This window comes from Tessaracoccus sp. OH4464_COT-324, assembly GCF_003932855.1.
In the GTDB taxonomy this organism is placed as follows: domain Bacteria; phylum Actinomycetota; class Actinomycetes; order Propionibacteriales; family Propionibacteriaceae; genus Arachnia.
Map to the genome: position 1 here is coordinate 38,486 of NZ_RQYZ01000004.1, position 16,603 is coordinate 55,088.

20 protein-coding genes and 1 tRNA gene are annotated in these 16,603 nt (G+C 68.7%); 5 read left to right on the forward strand and 16 right to left on the reverse strand.

The genetic code is table 11. The annotated features are described in order from the left end of the window. Positions 1-26: 26 nt before the first annotated feature. From EII42_RS03725 to EII42_RS03765, 9 genes are all read right to left on the reverse strand, one after another. On the reverse strand, positions 27-1,466 hold the full coding sequence (locus EII42_RS03725) for a methyltransferase (protein WP_125170783.1): 1,440 nt from the start codon (positions 1,464-1,466) through the stop codon (positions 27-29). A gap of 45 nt (positions 1,467-1,511) precedes the next feature. Then, the gene (locus tag EII42_RS03730) at positions 1,512-1,871 is read right to left on the reverse strand and encodes an Rv3654c family TadE-like protein (protein WP_125170784.1); all 360 of its coding nucleotides are present in this window, start codon (positions 1,869-1,871) and stop codon (positions 1,512-1,514) included. Next, positions 1,864-2,226, reverse strand: coding sequence for a TadE family type IV pilus minor pilin (locus tag EII42_RS03735; RefSeq protein WP_125170785.1), 363 nt, complete (start codon positions 2,224-2,226; stop codon positions 1,864-1,866). Before EII42_RS03735 ends, EII42_RS03730 begins: the two co-directional genes overlap by 8 nt. Continuing rightward, positions 2,226-2,435, reverse strand: a complete 210-nt coding sequence (locus tag EII42_RS03740; RefSeq protein WP_125170786.1) for a DUF4244 domain-containing protein — start codon at positions 2,433-2,435, stop codon at positions 2,226-2,228. The genes EII42_RS03735 and EII42_RS03740 overlap by 1 nt, the downstream gene beginning before the upstream one ends. A gap of 135 nt (positions 2,436-2,570) precedes the next feature. Then, positions 2,571-4,811 carry a DEAD/DEAH box helicase gene (locus EII42_RS03745; protein ID WP_125170787.1) on the reverse strand — a complete coding sequence of 747 codons (2,241 nt, stop codon included), beginning with the start codon at positions 4,809-4,811 and terminating at the stop codon, positions 2,571-2,573. 16 nt (positions 4,812-4,827) lie between these two features. Then, positions 4,828-5,526 (reverse strand): type II secretion system F family protein, encoded by a 699-nt coding sequence (locus EII42_RS03750; protein WP_125170788.1) that lies wholly within the window; start codon positions 5,524-5,526, stop codon positions 4,828-4,830. Next, positions 5,523-6,299 carry a type II secretion system F family protein gene (locus EII42_RS03755; RefSeq protein WP_158676390.1) on the reverse strand — a complete coding sequence of 259 codons (777 nt, stop codon included), beginning with the start codon at positions 6,297-6,299 and terminating at the stop codon, positions 5,523-5,525. Before EII42_RS03755 ends, EII42_RS03750 begins: the two co-directional genes overlap by 4 nt. Next, positions 6,293-7,423 (reverse strand): TadA family conjugal transfer-associated ATPase, encoded by a 1,131-nt coding sequence (locus EII42_RS03760; protein WP_125170790.1) that lies wholly within the window; start codon positions 7,421-7,423, stop codon positions 6,293-6,295. Before EII42_RS03760 ends, EII42_RS03755 begins: the two co-directional genes overlap by 7 nt. Next, complete coding sequence (locus tag EII42_RS03765) at positions 7,416-8,423, reverse strand: hypothetical protein (RefSeq protein ID WP_125170791.1); 1,008 nt, start codon at positions 8,421-8,423, stop codon at positions 7,416-7,418. The genes EII42_RS03760 and EII42_RS03765 overlap by 8 nt, the downstream gene beginning before the upstream one ends. 104 nt (positions 8,424-8,527) lie before the next feature. On the opposite strand from EII42_RS03765, the gene EII42_RS03770 reads away from it, so the two are divergent. Both EII42_RS03770 and EII42_RS03775 read left to right on the forward strand, forming a co-directional pair. Continuing rightward, positions 8,528-9,259 (forward strand): class I SAM-dependent methyltransferase, encoded by a 732-nt coding sequence (locus EII42_RS03770; protein WP_158676391.1) that lies wholly within the window; start codon positions 8,528-8,530, stop codon positions 9,257-9,259. 49 nt (positions 9,260-9,308) lie between these two features. After that, positions 9,309-9,758 (forward strand): phage holin family protein, encoded by a 450-nt coding sequence (locus EII42_RS03775; RefSeq protein ID WP_125170793.1) that lies wholly within the window; start codon positions 9,309-9,311, stop codon positions 9,756-9,758. An 83-nt stretch (positions 9,759-9,841) separates the two neighbouring features. On the opposite strand, the gene EII42_RS03780 is transcribed toward EII42_RS03775, so the two are convergent. From EII42_RS03780 to EII42_RS03795, 5 genes are read right to left on the reverse strand one after another with little or no spacing between them, the layout of a single operon-like run. Beyond that, on the reverse strand, positions 9,842-10,432 hold the full coding sequence (locus EII42_RS03780; protein ID WP_370318093.1) for a CoA pyrophosphatase: 591 nt from the start codon (positions 10,430-10,432) through the stop codon (positions 9,842-9,844). A gap of 23 nt (positions 10,433-10,455) precedes the next feature. Then, a complete protein-coding gene (locus EII42_RS03785; RefSeq protein ID WP_125170795.1) occupies positions 10,456-11,019 on the reverse strand; it encodes a TlpA disulfide reductase family protein in 564 nt (187 codons plus the stop codon). Beyond that, on the reverse strand, positions 11,016-11,669 hold the full coding sequence (gene nth / locus EII42_RS03790) for an endonuclease III (protein ID WP_199729793.1): 654 nt from the start codon (positions 11,667-11,669) through the stop codon (positions 11,016-11,018). The genes EII42_RS03785 and nth overlap by 4 nt, the downstream gene beginning before the upstream one ends. 21 nt (positions 11,670-11,690) lie before the next feature. Beyond that, positions 11,691-11,849, reverse strand: a complete 159-nt coding sequence (locus tag EII42_RS13265; RefSeq protein WP_199729788.1) for a hypothetical protein — start codon at positions 11,847-11,849, stop codon at positions 11,691-11,693. Positions 11,850-11,870: 21 nt separating this feature from the next. Further along, positions 11,871-12,131, reverse strand: coding sequence for a WhiB family transcriptional regulator (locus EII42_RS03795; protein WP_125170797.1), 261 nt, complete (start codon positions 12,129-12,131; stop codon positions 11,871-11,873). A gap of 122 nt (positions 12,132-12,253) precedes the next feature. Here EII42_RS03795 and EII42_RS03800 point away from each other — a divergent pair, with 122 nt between their 5' ends. The 3 genes from EII42_RS03800 to EII42_RS03810 all read left to right on the forward strand — a co-directional run bounded on the left by EII42_RS03800 (position 12,254) and on the right by EII42_RS03810 (position 15,656). Then, on the forward strand, positions 12,254-14,623 hold the full coding sequence (locus EII42_RS03800) for a transglycosylase domain-containing protein (RefSeq protein WP_158676392.1): 2,370 nt from the start codon (positions 12,254-12,256) through the stop codon (positions 14,621-14,623). Beyond that, positions 14,623-15,522, forward strand: coding sequence for a metallophosphoesterase (locus tag EII42_RS03805; protein ID WP_125170799.1), 900 nt, complete (start codon positions 14,623-14,625; stop codon positions 15,520-15,522). The genes EII42_RS03800 and EII42_RS03805 overlap by 1 nt, the downstream gene beginning before the upstream one ends. Positions 15,523-15,579: 57 nt before the next feature. After that, a tRNA-Pro gene (locus EII42_RS03810) sits at positions 15,580-15,656 on the forward strand. Positions 15,657-15,776: 120 nt separating this feature from the next. Here EII42_RS03810 and EII42_RS13825 read toward each other — a convergent pair. Both EII42_RS13825 and EII42_RS12865 read right to left on the reverse strand, forming a co-directional pair. Then, a complete protein-coding gene (locus EII42_RS13825) occupies positions 15,777-15,998 on the reverse strand; it encodes an integrase core domain-containing protein (RefSeq protein ID WP_125170893.1) in 222 nt (73 codons plus the stop codon). 18 nt (positions 15,999-16,016) lie between these two features. Then, positions 16,017-16,229, reverse strand: coding sequence for a hypothetical protein (locus EII42_RS12865; RefSeq protein ID WP_158676393.1), 213 nt, complete (start codon positions 16,227-16,229; stop codon positions 16,017-16,019). Positions 16,230-16,603 lie beyond the last annotated feature (374 nt).

The window sequence follows — 16,603 nt, forward strand, 5'->3', positions numbered from 1 at the left end:
GGCTATCCGCAGTGCAGTTCGCGCTCTCAGCGAATTATCAGGTACTGCTCCTCCAGCGCGCCACGGATTTCCGGCAGCACCTGGCGCGCCACGCTGGCCGGTTCCCGGCCCAGCAGTTGAGCCACCGCCGAGCACACCTGCCCCACCGTCAGCTCCCCATCCAGCGCGCCCAGTACCGCCGCGACGACGGTGTCAGCCCGCATGCCCCGCAGCAGGCCCGTTGTCTGCCGGAAAACGATGTACTCCGGGTCCTCCGCGCCGGGCACACCCATCGTCTCTTGGCGCACGTTGACTAGCTCCGGCCGGGACGCCCACAACTCCTCGTCGCTCAGCAGCGCCGCGTCGACGGCGGCGCGGTGCCGCGCGAACACCTCGCCCACCGGTTGCTGCACGGCGTGCGGCCAGGACTCGATCCGAATGTGTGCCTCGGCTCGCCCGGCCTTGGTGAGCAGGATCCACCCCATGCCCACCTCGACGATGCCCAGCTCCTCGAAGTAGTCGAGCCACTGCTCGTACGCGGGACGCCACTGGGGTGTTCCGGCCAGCCCTGCGTCGGCGAGCCATAGCTCGATGTAGCTGAACTTGTCCATTCGCTCGCGTTCGATTACCCACGCGTCGCAGCCGGTGTCCGCCAGCCACGGTCGGAGACGCTCGGCCCAGTCCATCCCTTCGACGATGGCCCAGTTCGTGAGCAGTTGCAGGCTTCCACCGGGCGCAAGGTGTCGGGGCGCGTCGCGCAAGATCGCCTGCAGCAGACCGTCGCCGGCGAAGTTGGTTTCCCGGTAGGAGAGGGTGTCGCCGTCGCGCGTCGGAGGGCTCATCACGTAGGGCGGGTTAGAGATGATCAGATCGAATTGCTCGCCGGCCACGGGCTCGAACAGCGACCCCAGCCGAAACTCCACCCGGGCGTCGGACAGCTCCGCCGAGGCCTGCGCCAACGTCAGCGCCCGCTCATTGATGTCCGTTGCGACGACGCGGCGCGCGTGTCGGGCCAGGTGCAGCGACTGCACCCCGCAGCCGGTGCCCAGATCCAGGGCCGCGCCCACTTCCCGGCGGATCACGAGTTGGGCAAGGGTGGTCGACGCGGGCGAAGCCCCCAGCACGTAGTCGGCGCGGGTGGGCGTCGTCGCGTGGTCGAGCCCTGGGGTGAGGTCGGAGACCAGCCAGCCCGTGGCGCCGTCGTCGTCGGAGCCGTAGGGGCGCACATCGACGACGGCCCGCGCTCGGCCCTGTTCGTGCGTGAGGAACGGGCTCGCGCCGAGGAAGGCTGCGTCCTCACTGGGCACCTCCTGCTGCAAGATAAACAGCCGGATCAGCGTTGCCAACTCGTCGCTGTCCCCGGCGAGAGCCCGGCTGGCGGGCACGGTCACGTTGCGACCCAGCCCCGCCTGCCCGGATTCCCCGATCCGGCCGAGCACCCCGTCGGCGGTGTAGCCGCACGCCGTGAACGTTGCACGCAGAGACATTTCTTCTCCTCCTGATCAGCCCCTACCGTATCCCGTACCGCGCTGTCACATGGTGCCGGCGCTGGCCAGCCGCAAGATCCTGTCCGGGACGATGCCGAGCGTGTAGTGCAGGTGGGCATCGACCCCCACCTCCACCACCACGTCCGGCCCCGAGCCGCGCACCAGGCACCGCGCGACCACCGCCCGGTTGCGTGCCGCGGCGTCGCGCACGGCAGCACACACGTCCGCGGACCGGGTGGCCGCGCCGGCACCCGCCAGCGCCGCCAGCTCCGCCACCTGTTCGGCCCGCCGGATGGCCGCGAACCAGCCGACGACGATGCACGCCATCGTGGCCACTCCGATCAGCGTCAGCGACACCGCCGCAGTCAGGACGGTGCCGGCGCCGCGTTCGCCCCGCCTAAGCATGTTGGCCCGGCTCGTATGCGGCCCAGGCGGTGGCGGTCACCGGCACCTTGCCGATGCCCAACACCGGGGCCTCGGCCACGACAGTCACCGAGACCCCGCCCGAGCGTTGCTCGACCCGCACCGAGCCGGGTGCCCGCTCAGAGGCTTGCCGGGCTGCCTGCTGATCCCCGCGGGCCAGCTGCCGGGCGATCTGTGCCGAGGACTCGGCCACTCCCGCCTGCGCCACCCCCAGCATGGTCAAGGTGATGAGCAACGCGGCAAGCACCGTCACGGTAACCAACCCCACCGCCAGCTCGACGGTGGACATGCCACGGGCGCCGGGCGCCATGCGCAAGCTCGAAATGCTGCTGCTCATCAGCCTGTGATCCGGGGCAGGCCAGAGGAGCCGGCGACGTTGTTGAAGATGTTCGACACCCAGTCGAAGAGCATCTTGAAAAAGGAGCTGTCGTTGAAGATCCTCAATAGGACGAGGGCCACGGTGGCGGCGGCCAGCAGACCGATCGCGTATTCGACGGTGGTGAGGCCCCGCTCCCACAGCTGGCTTCGCGAAGCGTCGGGTTCCATTCTTCCTCCTGCGGTGCTTTCGCCCGGGACTGTCCCGGGGCATCCTCACTAGAGGTCACGGATCACCGATGGTCGCCACTTTTGCACGGCCGAGATTCTCCCGGCCCGAGCCGCGCATGGCACCGCGGCAAGGAGTCAGGGAAGCAACGCGGCCAGCAGTTGGGCGGCGTCGGCCTTATTCAGCACCTGGTTCGCGTTGCCGCATTTCGGGGAGACGACGCAGGCGGGGCAACCGTCTGGGCAGGGGCAATGGGTGAGGCGCGCGAGCACCGCGGTCAGCCAGTCTTGGATCACTTCGAAGGCGCGGTGGGCGAACCCGGCCCCGCCGGGCAGCGAGTCGTGGATGAAGATGGTGGCCCGGCCGGTGTCTTCGTGATGGGCCGTCGAGACGCCGCCGATGTCCCAGCGGTCGCAGGGAGCAAACGCCGGCAACAGACCGATTGCGGTGTGCTCCATCGCGTGCACCGCCGCCGCAGTGCGTGACGGCTGCCAGCCGAGCCCGGCGAGCGTCCGCTCGGGCACCGTCCACCAGATCGCCTGGGTGGCCAAGGTTCGAGAGGGCATCTCCAGCTCAGTCTGGTCCCACACCTCGTGCGTCACATCGTCGCGACGCAGGTAGCCCAGAACCCGGCGGGTGAGCCGCACGTCGCCGCGATGGATCTGGGTTGTACCAAGGTCGCGCTGCTCTTTGTCGGCCAACACCCGGATTGCGGAGGAGGTGACCGGCTGGGTGTAGTAGCGGGGGCGGGCCGCCACGACGCTGGCGCGCAGGTCGGCTCGGTCCAGCTCATCCACGACGAAGGTCTCCCCCTGGTGCAGGTAGACCGCGCCGGGATGCACCGCCACATCGGCCCGATTCTCGTCGACGGTGCCGACCACCCGTCCCGTTTCCCGCTCGATGATGTCGTATTCTCGGCTGCCGGCAGTGCGCAGCGAAATGAAGTCGACGGCCCGGTCGGGGCGGGTCCAGAACCATCGGCCGCCTCTGTCGCGCAGCACGCCTTGCTCCGCGAGTGTCCGGGCGAGCCCGGCGACGCTGGGACCGAACCAGCGCTCATCATCCTGCGTGATCGGCAGCTCCTGTGCTGCCGCAGCCAGGTGCGGGCCGAAAACATGGGGGTTGCCGGGAAAGAGCACCGCGTTCTCCACGGGGGCGCTGAAGATTGCCTCCGGGTGGTCCAGCAGGAAACCGTCTAGCGGGTCCTCCCTCGCGACGAGCACCACCAGCGCGTCGGCGCCGCGACGGCCCGCCCGCCCCGCCTGCTGCCACAGGGAACTCAACTTCCCCGGGTAACCCGCGATCACTACCGCGTCCATGCCGGAGATGTCCATCCCCAGTTCGAGCGCGTTGGTCGAGGCCACGCCGCGCAACCGACCGCTGTGCAGTTCGCGCTCCAACGCGCGCCGCTCCTGGGGCAGATGACCGCCCCGGTAGCTGGCCAGCGGCTGAGCGGTGACCTCCCGCGCCTCACGAGCCACCAATTCCACACCGCTGCGAGAACCGACGAAGGCGATGGTCTGCGCGCCGCCCTCGACGAGTCCGCCGAGCAGGAGGGAAGTTTCGCGGTAGAGACTGTTCTTCGGCCTCCACAGCACCACGGTGCGCCGCGGCTTGGGTGCGCTGTCCGCCGCCACGACCTCGACCGTTGGCTCGCCAACCAGCCTACCGCCGAACTCCGCCGCGTTCGGGGAGGTCGCGGAGGTGAGCAGCATCGTCGGGGCGGAGCCGTGGTGTGCTGCGAGCCGACGTAGCCGCCGTAGCACGTGCGCCACGTGCGCGCCGAATACTCCCTGGTAGCGGTGCGCCTCGTCGACAACGACATAGCGCAGGTTCGCGAGCAGCCTCGACCAACGCCGGTGGCCGGGCAGCAGCGCGTAGTGCAGCATGTCCGGGTTGGTGAACAGACAGGATGCGTGCTCCCGCGCGAAGCGGCGCTCATCCGGGGAGGAGTCGCCGTCCAGCACGCAGGCACGCCACCCCTTCGGGCCCAGTTCCTTCGCCGCACGGAGTTGGTCGTGGGCGAGGGCCTTGGTCGGAGACAGGTACAAGGCGGTGTGCTCGGGCTTGCGAACCCGAGGAAGGCTGACTTCCACTCCCAGCCGGCCCTCCGCGGTTGCGGCGAGCACCGGCAGCAGGTAGGCCAGCGACTTGCCCGACCCGGTGGCGGTCGTCAGGGCTGCGTGGCGGCCGGAGTAGGCCAGCTCGGCGAATTCGCGCTGGTGCTTCCACGGCCGATGCACCCCGAGGTCCGCGGCCCGCGCGCGCACCTCGTCGGAGACCCACTCGGGCCACTCGACAGTTTCCCCGGGACTCGCGGGGCGCTCGTCGGAGGCGCACACCTCCTCCGCATTCAGGAACCGAGACCAAGCAACCATGGCCGAACTGTAACCGCTAACCGAGGAATCCCCTGAGCAGGCCAGCGATGATCGGCACGATTCCGACGGCGATGAAAGCGGGCAGGAAGCAAACCATGAGCGGCCCCACGGCCTTCACTCCGGCGGTTCGTGCCCTGCGCAGCTGCTCCTCCCTCGCGTCGTGGCGAGCCTCAGCGGCCAGGCCCCGCAACGCCTCCGCCAGGCTGCAGCCCGACCTGGCGCTGCGAACGAACTCGCGGGCTGCGCCGGCCCACGCCGGGTGGCTGCGAAGCTCCGCCCAAGCCCGGCCCGCGCCGCAGCCGACCTCCAGGTGAGCAAGCACCCGCTGCAGCAGCTCACGGGTGGCCGGAGGAGATGCTTCCGCCACTGCCCGAACCGCGGCGACGGTCGGGGCGCCAGACTCCAGACAAACGGCCAGGAGGTCGAGCGTCAGGGGCAGCTGGGCCAGGCACGGGTCCGCGCCACGCGGCAGCTTCACCCGAGGCGCGATGAACCAGCCCGCGACCGCTGCCGCCAGCGGCGCGAGCGGCCAATCCGGCAGGAAAAGGGCCGCCAGCAGGGTGCATGCGCACGTCACGGCCAGGCGCTGGACCAGCGCTGTCCCAGCCAGCCGCCTACGTGGGCTCGGCGCCCGGGATAGTCGCTCCAGCGGTGCGGGCGGCCAGGCCAGGAGACAGCCTAGGCCGCCGAGTACCGCCAGGAACAGCGCATTCATCGCGCCAACCTTTCGATCCAGAGGACGCCGAGTGACGTACACCCGAGTGCGAAGGCGACCAGCCACTGGCCCAGCTGGTCCAACAGCAAGAACTCCATCGGGTTGGCACCGGCGAAGGAACCGACGGCGACAGCCCCGAACGGCAGCAGCGCCATGATGTGGCCCGAGGCGCGAGCGGCCGACAGCTCCGTTTCGACGCTCTGCGCAACCCGCCGCTGGTCGCGCAGACCCTCCGCCACCGATTTCAGTACGCCGGCTATGGGGGCGCCGGAACGTTCCGCAACCTGCCAGGCAGCAGCGAGCGCGGCCATCCCCTCCGCTCCGGCTTCGGTAGATTTCGTCGCGAGAGCAGCGGTCACGTCGCCGCCGAGCGCACCGACGGCTGCGGATTCCGCCAGAATCGGATGCTCGTTCGCGGCCTCGCGCAGCGCCGTCGCCGGGATGGCCCCGGAGCGCAGGAGCTGCGCCAGCAGTTGCGCGGCCGCCGCGACCTCTCCTTCCCGGGCACGGACCCGACCGCGCCGCGCCCGGTCCCGCGCCAGCCACGCCCCGGAGCCGACGACGGTGCCGATGGCCAGTGCCCAGCCCAGCCCGGCGTTTCCCGTGATGAGATAGCTGCCCCCGGCAGCTGCAACTGCCCCGGCGAGCGGAACCGGCAGGCGCCGCCGGCCTGCGCGTCGAGCAGGACGAGCAGTCACACGGGCCAGCTTCGCGGCCGAGCTGATGGGTAGGGCAAACCAGACGGCGAGCGCGCCAAGGACCGCCGCTAGCACAGCAACTCCTCGACGAGGTGCGCGCCGGGCAGTCGCGCCCAGCCCGTCGGCGCCCACCCGAGCCCCGGCTCGATGCGCACGAAGTTTCCGTCGCGCACCACGGCCCCGATCTCCTCCACCCGCCGCTTTCCCGACGGGCCGCGCCCGACGTGGATCACCAGGCGCAACGCGGCGGCCACCTGGCTGTGGCAGGCCTCTCTGCCCAACCCGCCCAACGCAGCCAGCGCCTCCAATCGCGCGGGCACGTCAGCCACAGAATTGGCGTGAATGGTGGCGCACCCGCCCTCGTGGCCGGTGTTCAGCGCGCGCAGGAGGTCGGTGATCTCGCCACCGCGCACCTCACCCAGCACCACCCGATCAGGCCGCATCCGCAGCGCCTGCCGGATCAGGTCCGTCATCGTTATCGCGCCCGCACCCTCCGCGTTGGCCGCACGGCCTTCCAGCCGGACGCAGTGCGGATGGTCCGGGGTGAGTTCGCGGGCGTCCTCCACCACCAGTAGCCGCTCGGAGTGCGGCACCTCCGCCAGCAGCGCTGCCAGCAAAGTGGTCTTGCCTGAGCCAGTACCACCCGAGATCAGGAAGGGCGCCTTCCTGAGCATCAGCCGCCGCAGCAACTCCGCCCCCTGGGCGCTGACCGAGCCTGCGTTCACCAGGCCGACGAGCGAGAAATTGCGCCGCGCCGGCACCCTGAGCGACAGACAGGTCCCGGGCTCCGCGATCGGCGCCAGCACCGCATGCAGGCGGGTGCCATCGGCCAGTTTTCCGTCAACGAAGGGCTGGGCGTCGTCCAGCCGACGCCCAGCTGCGGCAGCCAGGCGGATGGCCAGGCGACGCACCTGCTCGTCGTCGACGAAGGTAACCGGGGCCCGCTCCAGCCCCCTACCCCGATCGACGAAGACGTTCCGCGGGCCGTTGACCACCACGTCCGTCACGTTCGGGCTGCGCAGCAGCTCCTCCAGCGGGCCCGCACCCGTGGAATTGCGCCTGAGGCGCTCCATCGTCTGCAGCATGGCGGCGTCGGTGACCACCTCGTCCATCTCGCGCAGAACCTGCGCCACGTCGGCCGTGGTATAGGGCCTGCCCAGCGCACCCAGCCTGGCCTGGACCTCGCTCAGTTCAGCCATCCTTCAGCCCCGCCCAAACCCGCCGGCAGTCCTTGACGTGCTTGCGGCTGTGCGGCCCGAATGGCGGCTCGCCCAGTTCTGCGGCGCGCGCTACCGCTCGGTCGTCGCGCACCACCCCCAAGGGGCGCAGCCCCAGCGCGGAGCCGACGGCGCTGGCCGACAGCCGCCGCCCAAGGCCCCTGCGCACAAGCAGCCCGCCCGGGACCAGCCCCGACGATGCGGCCAGGGCGCGCGCGGCCGCCACCGAGCGCACGTCGGCCCCGACCACGAGGAGTTGGGTGTCGGCGTCCGGGAAGGGCTGGCATCCCGCGTCCACGAGGACCACGTCGAAGTCACGTCTCAGCGAACCGAACACTGCGGACACTGCGGGGGGCTCCGGCAGGCCGGGTCGCTCGCGACTGAGTGGCAGGATGCGCGCCCCACCGACGGCCAACAGGGCACCGTCGAGCGCCCCGAGTTCACCAGAGGCCCCGCTGAGGTCAGCCCAGCGAAGGCCGCGCGTCGCTTCCAACCCCAGAAGTAGGTCGAGGCCCGCCCCGTTCCTCGCTAGTTCCACGATGCCCACCCGCTTGGCGTCCCGGGCGGCGCACAACCCGAGGCTGACTGCGAGCGTCGAGACGCCGAGCCCACCGGAGGCCCCGACGAGGGCCACCACCCGCGCGCCACGCCCGACCCCACCTGCACCGTTCAGCAGGCCGGCCAGGCGTCGAGAGCCGCCGGGCAGCAGCACCACCGGGTAACCCAACTCCGCGGAGGCCGCCGCCAGCTCCACCGGGTCTCGGCCGACGACAAAGGAGTTGGGCTGCGTACCCAGCAGCGCAGCCGCGGGCGACAAGTCCGGCTCCAGCAGACGCATCGACGCGCCCAGCCAGACGCGCGTCATCTGCTGCGCGTCGCGCACCACGAGCAGCTCAACTCCCAACGTCAACGCCAGCGCCTCGACTGCCTCGATCAGGGCAGGGTCGCGGGCGGCGAGCACAACCACACGTTCCTCAGACATGCCCAACTATCGGACTGGGCGGGGCGGAGTTTGCATCTCGCCTGCCCCCTGTGGATAAGTAGGTTCCCCGCGGAGTAGGTAAGGTGGTCCCGAAGGAGGCAGCAGTGAGTTCATTCCCACCGGAGGCTTTGGATTGGCTCGCGGTTTGGGGCGAGGTGCGGGGACTCGTCGTGGGTACGGATCCGTCGCTGCCCCAGCGGCTCAGCCGTCGGGGGCACCACATTTTTGCGCTGACCCCCGACGAGGACCTCCTAGCCCGCTTCCAGGAGGCCTGCGTCGTGGCCTTGAACGCCCGACCCGAAGCCATTCCTCTCGACCCATTCCAGTTCGAGGTGGTGTTCACACACCAGAGCTTCCACACCCTGCCGGAGGGCGCGCTGTCCCAGATCGTTCGGGTGCTGCGCCCCGGCGGGTGCCTGTCGGCGTCGTATCTGATCCGCGACGATTCGGTGCCGTGGGTGCGTCGGCTCGCCGCGCTGCTGCGCCGTTACGACCCCACGGCGATGCGTGGCGACTACGGACATCAGTCACTGGAGCGGCTGCGCGAGTCCAACTACTTCCCCGAGGTGGAGCAGCGGGCTTTCCGCATCTGGCAGCGTCTGCCCCGGGAGGCGATGGCGGACATGGTCCGCAGGCAGCCGCTGGCCCGGAGCCTCGACGACGCCCAACTGAATCGGCTGGTCGCCTCTGTCCTGGAGCTCTACGACTCGGCCGCTCGGCCCGGCGACGACCTGCGGCTGCCGTTCCAGCTCATCTGCTGGCGCGCCTGGGTGGACCACGCGGAGCTGACCAACCCGGTGCGGCTCCCGGACGACGCGCTCAAGATCAATCTCTAGCCCCCGGCCCGAGCGGTGACGCAATAGGCTAGGGGCAGAAAGGATCGACATGGCTGACAATGTGACTGACATCAAGGACCTGTTGAGCGACTTCGCCACGAAGGAGGCCGAGCTCGCCAAGGCTGAACTCGTGCCCGCAGCAAAGAATGCCGGCGTCGGCACCGGATTCCTCGCCGTGTCCCTCGCCTTCGTCCTGCACGCGGTTTGGATGCTGGTGATCGCACTGTCGGCTCTGTTCACCTGGCTGGTCAGCCTGACCGGGCTCAGCGTGCCACTGTCGATCGTGCTGGGCTTCCTGATCGCATTCGTGCTGGCTCTCGCCTTCGGCGGGTTGTTCGGGCTGCTGGGCTGGCACCGGTTCAAGCGAGTCCGCGCACCAAAGGCCACCATCGCGGAGGCGAAGAGCCTAGTGGACGCGATTTTCGCCGGCTGGGGACGGAAGGAACCCGAGATCATGCTGCGCTCCTCCGCCTCCGAGCTGGAGCAGGACGGATCCTAGGCCCTGCTACGAGGGTGCTGTCGGGACGGGGAAGCCCCGCGCGGGTGAGCTGGGCGGCAAACGTCTGCCTTCTGAGGCTGGCGCTAGTCGCGCAGATATTCGTCGGGGATCGGCAGCACACGCCCCTGCTCCCAGGGGCGGGCCCACCCGCCCAGGTCCAGTAGCCAGTCAATGAGGTGCGCCGTCAGGCCCCAGATGAAGGCACCGCGCAGCACGAATGCCGGCCCGGTGAAGCCCAGCGGGTGGCGCGCGGTGACGCGCGTCGAGTCGTCAGCGAGTTCGGAGACGGGGCAGTGCAGCACGCTCGCGGTCTCGGCCGGGTCCATCGCCTGCAGCCTTCCACCCGGCCAGTTGGCCACCACAGGAGTCACATCGTAGTCAGATTTGGGCACCCACAGCGGCGGCAGTTGACCAAGCACCTCGACGACTCGCCCGGTCAGGCCGACCTCTTCTTCGGCCTCCCTGAGCGCAGCTTCGACGACGCTCTCGCCGGGCTCGATTCGCCCGCCCGGCAGCGCGTACTGCCCCGCGTGTCGGCGCATCGTGTGCGCGCGCTCACACAGCACCAGCTCGGGGTCAGGTTCGTCGCTGAGCAGCATCAGCACAGCCGCGCTCCGCTTCCCGCGGGGGCTGCGATCGAAGTCGAATGTCCGCCGGGGACGCGGATCGAGCATGGCCAGACGCAGGGTGCTCAGTGTCACAGGTGCTCCTCGATCAATGATGCCAGCTCCTGCGCACTGTGCAGCTCCCCCGCGTGCCGGTGGGCGATCCGCCCGTCGGCGGTGACGAGCAGAGTCAGCGGAAGCCCTGGCACGTTGAGGGGTCCCGCCAGCTGTTTATCCAGGTCCTGAATGTGCGAGTACCGCCAGCCAACGAGGGCGGCGAACTCCAGTGCCCAGTCCGGCTTGGGATCGTTGTAATTGATGCCATAGAAGTCGACGCCTTGTTCGTCGCTCACTGCCTTTAGGATGGCGGCCTCGGCTCGGCAGGGGGCGCACCATTGGGCCCAGAGGTTGACCACCATCGGGCGGCGCGGCAGCCCGGCCAGGTTAACCTGCCTGGTGGAACCCAAACAGGGCAGGCTCGTCTTCGGCAGCCCGCCTGGCACGGCTCCGGCGTCGGGGTCGGTCTCCGGGCAGTCAGGCACGCCGAACCGTTCACGCAGGGCGCTGAGCGAGGCCACCTCCGCCGGGTCGGATGCTGTGCTTGCGCAGGCCGCCAGCGCGATGGCTGCCGCAGTCGCCAGCGCCAGGGCTCTCATGCCCGGGGCTCCCGAATCAGTTTGGCGGCGGCCGCCGGATCCTGCTCGCCCTCGCTGGAGCTCGGGCACAGCCCCCGGACTACGCAGGCGCCGCAGGCCGGGCGTCGCGCGTGGCAGACTCGTCGTCCGTGCCAGATCACCTCGTGACACAGCTGCGTCCACCGCTGCGGAGGGAAGAGTTGCATGACAGCGCGCTCCACGTCGTCGGGCTTCGTGGACGTCACCCAGCCAAACCGGTTTGCGAGCCGGATCAGGTGCGTGTCCGGGGTCACTCCCGGCACGCCGAACGCGTTGCCGAGCACGACGTTCGCCGTTTTCCGACCAACGCCGGGCAGTTTGGTAAGTTCCTCCAGGGTTTCCGGCACCCGCCCGTCGTGGTCGTCAACGATGGCGCGGGACAGGCCGGTGATCGCGGCGGCCTTGTTGCGGAAGAACCCCACCGGCCGGATGATTTCCTCCACCTCGGCAACGTCCGCCTCCGCCAGGTCAACGGGATCGGGGTAACGCGCGAAGAGCAGTTTGGTGACTTCGTTGACGCGGCGATCCGTGGACTGAGCGGAGAGCACGGTGGCAACCAGCAACTCGAACGGGTTGCGGAAGTCTAGCTCGCACTCGGCTTCCGGGTAAGCTGCGGCCAGCGCCTTAGCCAGAGTTTCGACCCGGGTCAAGCGTTAGCCCTTCAGCGGCCGCTTGAAGTATCCGACGAGGGTGTCCGGGTTGGGGCCCGGCGCGAGCGTCACCAACTCCCAGCCGTCGGCACCAAAGTTGTTCAGAATCTGCTGCGCCACATGCGACAGAATCGGCGCCACGAAGTATTCCCACTTAGTCATGGCATCAGCCTAGCTCTCGTTTCAGCAGCCCAGTACCTTGCTCCAGTTCTTGATGTCAGGACGGGCCCTGAGCAGTGCGCGCCGCTCGCGTTCAGTCATTCCTCCCCAAACCCCCCACTCGATGCGGTTATCGAGCGCCTCAGCTAGGCACTGCGAACGCACGGGGCAATCCCGGCACACCACACGAGCGCGTTTCTGATCCTTCCCCTCCGGGAAGAGGGCGTCTGCCATGTTGCGGCAGTTGGCTCGGAGCGTCCATTCGCTGACTCCCGCGAGAGACATATCTGCCCTCCTTTGCGCAGTATCTGTCCGACCAACCCCAACCTATCGCATGGCCCGCTCACTCCGGAAGCCCCATAAGCGCTAGAAATTGGGGTGCTGCGGCTTCACGTAGAATGTCAGGCATGAAGTCAGCGAAACTGAGCCAGAAGGCCTATGCGGCCTTCATGTTTTTGCTGGTCAGCCTCCTGAGCGGAGTCCTGCTGGCTGGTGTCGCCGTGCCCTTTGTGGCCATGGCCAGCGGGCTGGCGAGGGAGGCCGCGAGTTCGATCGACCGGATTCCCACCGACTTCCGGCCCCCGCCGCAGTCGCAGCGCTCGCGGATCCTGATGGCCAACGACGAGGTGCTCGCCACTTTCTTCGATGAGAACCGCATCTACGTCAAGCTGCCACAGATATCGCAGCACATGCGCGACGCGCAGGTCGCCATCGAGGATCACCGCTTCTACCGGCACGGTGCGATCGACCCGGAAGGTTTCGCGCGCGCCTTCGTGCGCAACCTGGCCGGCGACACGCAGGGTGCTTCGACGCTGACTCAGCAGTACGTGAAGCTGGTTCGGCTGGAGCAGGCTAGAGCGGCCGGCGACAAGGAGGCCGAGCGGGCCGCCGTCGAGGTCACCATCGAACGCAAGATCATTGAGGCTCGGGCTGCGTTCGCCGTCGAGGAGCGGATGTCGAAGGACGAGATCCTTGAGGGTTACCTGAACATCGCCTACTACGGCAACGGTGCCTACGGTGTCGAGGCCGCCGCCCTGACCTACTTCGGGGTGCACGCCGCCGATCTGACTCTCGACCAGGCGGCGCTGCTGGCCGGCATCGTGCAGAACCCGGTGGCCTATGACCCGGTGCGGCAGACGGAGCGTGCGCTCAAACGCCGCAGCCAGGTTTTGCTGCGCATGCAGGAGGAGAACTACATCACCAAGGAGCAGGCTGACGCGGCCCGCGAGGCCCCCTTCGACGTGTCCAAGGTGGCTCGAACCCCCAACGGCTGCACCACCGCCCGCTACCCGTTCCTGTGCGACTACGTGGTGCGGGCGATCGCGAAGGGCGAGGTCCCTGCGTTGGGTGACACGCCGGAGGAGCGGGTCAACCGGCTGCGCCGCGGCGGCCTGACGATCAAGACGCTGATCGACCCGGCCACCCAAGACGCGGCCGAGGCGGCTGTCGCCGAGTTGGTCGCGCCCACCGACCCGGTGATCGCCAACGCGGTCCTCCTGCAGCCCAGCTCAGGCCTGATCGTCGCGATGGCCCAGTCGCGGCCAAAGATGGGCGACCAGCCCGGCGAGACCTGGTTCAACTACAACGTGCAGGGTGGCAAGAACGGCTGGGGCGGCGCCGAGGGCTACCAGTCGGGTTCGACGATGAAGGTCTTTGCGGCAGCGGCCGCTCTGGAGGCCGGGCTGCCCGTGAGCCATACGATCGACGCCCCCGGCAAGCTGACCGATCTGGCAGGCAAGACGATGAAGGGCTGCGGCGGCACAGATCGGATCCCGCGAAACTACAAACCGGGCAACCTGGGCGGCAGGGGCTACGGTCCAATCAACATGGTGGAAGCCACGAAGAAGTCCGTGAACACCTACTTCCTGCGTCTCACGCACGCGATGGGCAACTGCCCAGCCGTGGAGATGGCGCTGAAGACGGGGGTCGTGCTCGCCAACGGCGAGGACATGCGAACCAGGGACTCCTTCAACGCCTCGTGGGTGCTGGGCACCAGCTACGTCACCCCGCTGTCCATGGCTGAGGGCTACGCGACGTTCGCCAACCGAGGCACGCACTGCAAGCCGCGCATCCTGCAGTCCATCACCACCGACAGCGGAAACGAGATTCCGGTGCCGTCCGATAACTGCAAGCAGGTTGTTGACCCGGAGGTGGCCGATGGCGTCAGTCACTTGCTGAGCGCGGTCATGGGCCCTGGCGGCACCGGCAACGTGGCTGCCATCCGCGACGGCCGCCCGCAGGCAGGCAAGACCGGCACCACCAACGGCAGCCAGGCCGTGTGGTTCGCGGGATACACCCCGGAGATGGCCGGCGTGGCCATGATCGCCGTCGACACCGCGGCCAAGGAGAATCGCCCGAAGTCCCTGGACGGGTTCCGGCTGCAGACCGGCGAACGGCTGCAGGGCACCGGTGGCGGTGACGCGGGCCGGATCTGGCGGGCCGCGATGACTTCTTCCGTGCGCGACTTGCCGAAGACCCCGTTCACGAAGATTGGTTCCCGGGTGCAGGAGGGCAAGAAGGTCCCGGTGCCGAGCGTGGCTGGCCTGTCTTACAACCAGGCGAAAGAAGTGCTGGAAAACGCGGGCTTCAACACGCGCCACATGCAGGTCTATTCCTCGCGCGCCCCGGGCACTTTCCTGGGCATCACGCCTTCGGTGGAGGCGCCGATGCATTCAACGATCTCGCTTCGGGTTTCGGGCGGCCCACGTCCGCAGCCTAAGCCTGAGGAGCAGGCGCCCGCCAACCCGCCAGACGGCGGCTCCGAGGGCGATAACTAGTGCCCCGCCTGCTTGGCGCCGTCGGCGCGGTTGCCGCGCTCGGCGCGTCCTGTTTCGCCTGGGGCCTGGTTGAGGCGCACTGGTTCAAGCTGCGCCACGCTCAGCTCCCCGTGCTGCCGCCGGGCGGGCCGACGGTGCGGGTCCTGCACATCGCGGACCTGCACCTGATGCCCGGCCAGCGCGACAAGCTGCGCTTCGTCGAGTCCCTGGCGCATCTGAGCCCGGACCTGGTGATCAACACCGGGGACAACATTTCGTCCCCCGAGGCCATCGGCGCCCTGCACGACGCGCTGTCGGCTCTGTCCGATGTTCCCGGCGGGTTCGTTTTCGGCTCTAACGACTTCGTCGCCCCCCGGTTCAAAAATCCGCTCAACTATCTGCTGCACGGCCGGAGCACTCCCGACGAGCATCCGGTCGAACTGCCCACACCCGCGCTCAGGGCGATGCTCGTCTCGCACGGCTGGGCCGATCTGAACGAACAGCGCACGCTGCTGGAGGTTTGCGGCTATCGGTTCGAGTTGCGCGGCACGGGAGATGCCCACCACGACCGCGCCGACTACTCGTCGGTGGCGGGGCCACCCCGGCCGGATGCCGACGTGGCGCTGGGGGTCACGCACGCGCCCTACCTGCGGATCCTCGACGCCATGACCGCCGACGGCGTGGACGCGATCTTCGCGGGCCACACACACGGCGGCCAGGTCTGCGTGCCCGGCTACGGAGCATTGATCACGAACTGCGACATCGAGCCTGCCCGCGTCAAGGGCCCCAGCACCCACTCGTTCCGGGGTAGAACCGCGCAGCTGCACATCTCCGCCGGGCTGGGCACCTCCCCCTACGCCCCGTACCGGTTCTTCTGCCGCCCGGAGGCCACCTTGGTGACCCTGACTAGCCGACATTGAGCCGATTGGCGCTGGGTCGAGGTTCTACGCTAAGCTGAGCGTCGGCTCACCGGCCACCGGGGTGTGGCGCAGCTTGGTAGCGCGCGTCGTTCGGGACGACGAGGCCGCAGGTTCAAATCCTGTCACCCCGACCAAAAGTGAAACGTTAAAACCTCCGTCCGCAGGGCGGAGGTTTTTCGTGCCTTCAGGAGTTGGGCTGGTCCAGTTCTGAAACTCCCGCTTCAGGACGGGACTGTCCTAGGTAGGATGCCTAGTCAGGTTGTCAGTCTCGTGATCGGTGGTTGCTTTCCGATCGCGGAGTGGGGTCTGTAGTGATTGTAGGGGCAGACCCAGCCCGGTAGTGCGGCGAGGCGGTCTGCTTCTGCAGGGTAGAACTTCTTGAAGGCCCAGCCCTCGGCCAGCGTGCGGTGGAAACGTTCGATCTTCCCGCTGGTCTGAGGCAGATACCGCCTGGCGCGGTTGTGAGTGATACCCAGTTCGACGCAGGCGTCACGTCAGAGGCGGGGACCGGTAGCAGCCGCCGCTATCGGTTGACCGTGATGCTGCGGGCAGCGAATCAGGCGAGCGCGCGAACGAGCACGGCGGTCGCGGTGCGGACGGTCTCGCCCGTGGGCCTCGACGTAAGCGACCAGCGAGTAGCCGTCAATGACGGTGTGCAGGTAGCACCTCTCGACCAGCAGCCGGCAGCAGACACTCCTTGGCCGCACCCGTCCGAGCCGACATGGCTACACGGCTACGGAGGCCCCTTGCCCGCACCCGACGTAGCGCCAGCCACCACCATCGGGAATTCTGCCGAGCTCCCTCACATCCACGCGGAACAACCCGCCGGTCACGCTCGTAATGGCAGATCAGTTCGCCCGTAACACCCTCAACGTGAGTGAAGCGGCTCACAACCGGCAACAAACCAGCACCGCCTGACCAGTGGAGCCGGCCATACCCAGCCGGTAGACCATCGCGACTGGCCCCAACCGCAGCCTGACCTCAACTCCACGATCCTCTTCACCAGACGGGTCAGGGGTCTCGCCGAGACTGACGCAGGGGCCGCGATGACCTGCCAAACACGCCCGCCGCGTCCTGGCCA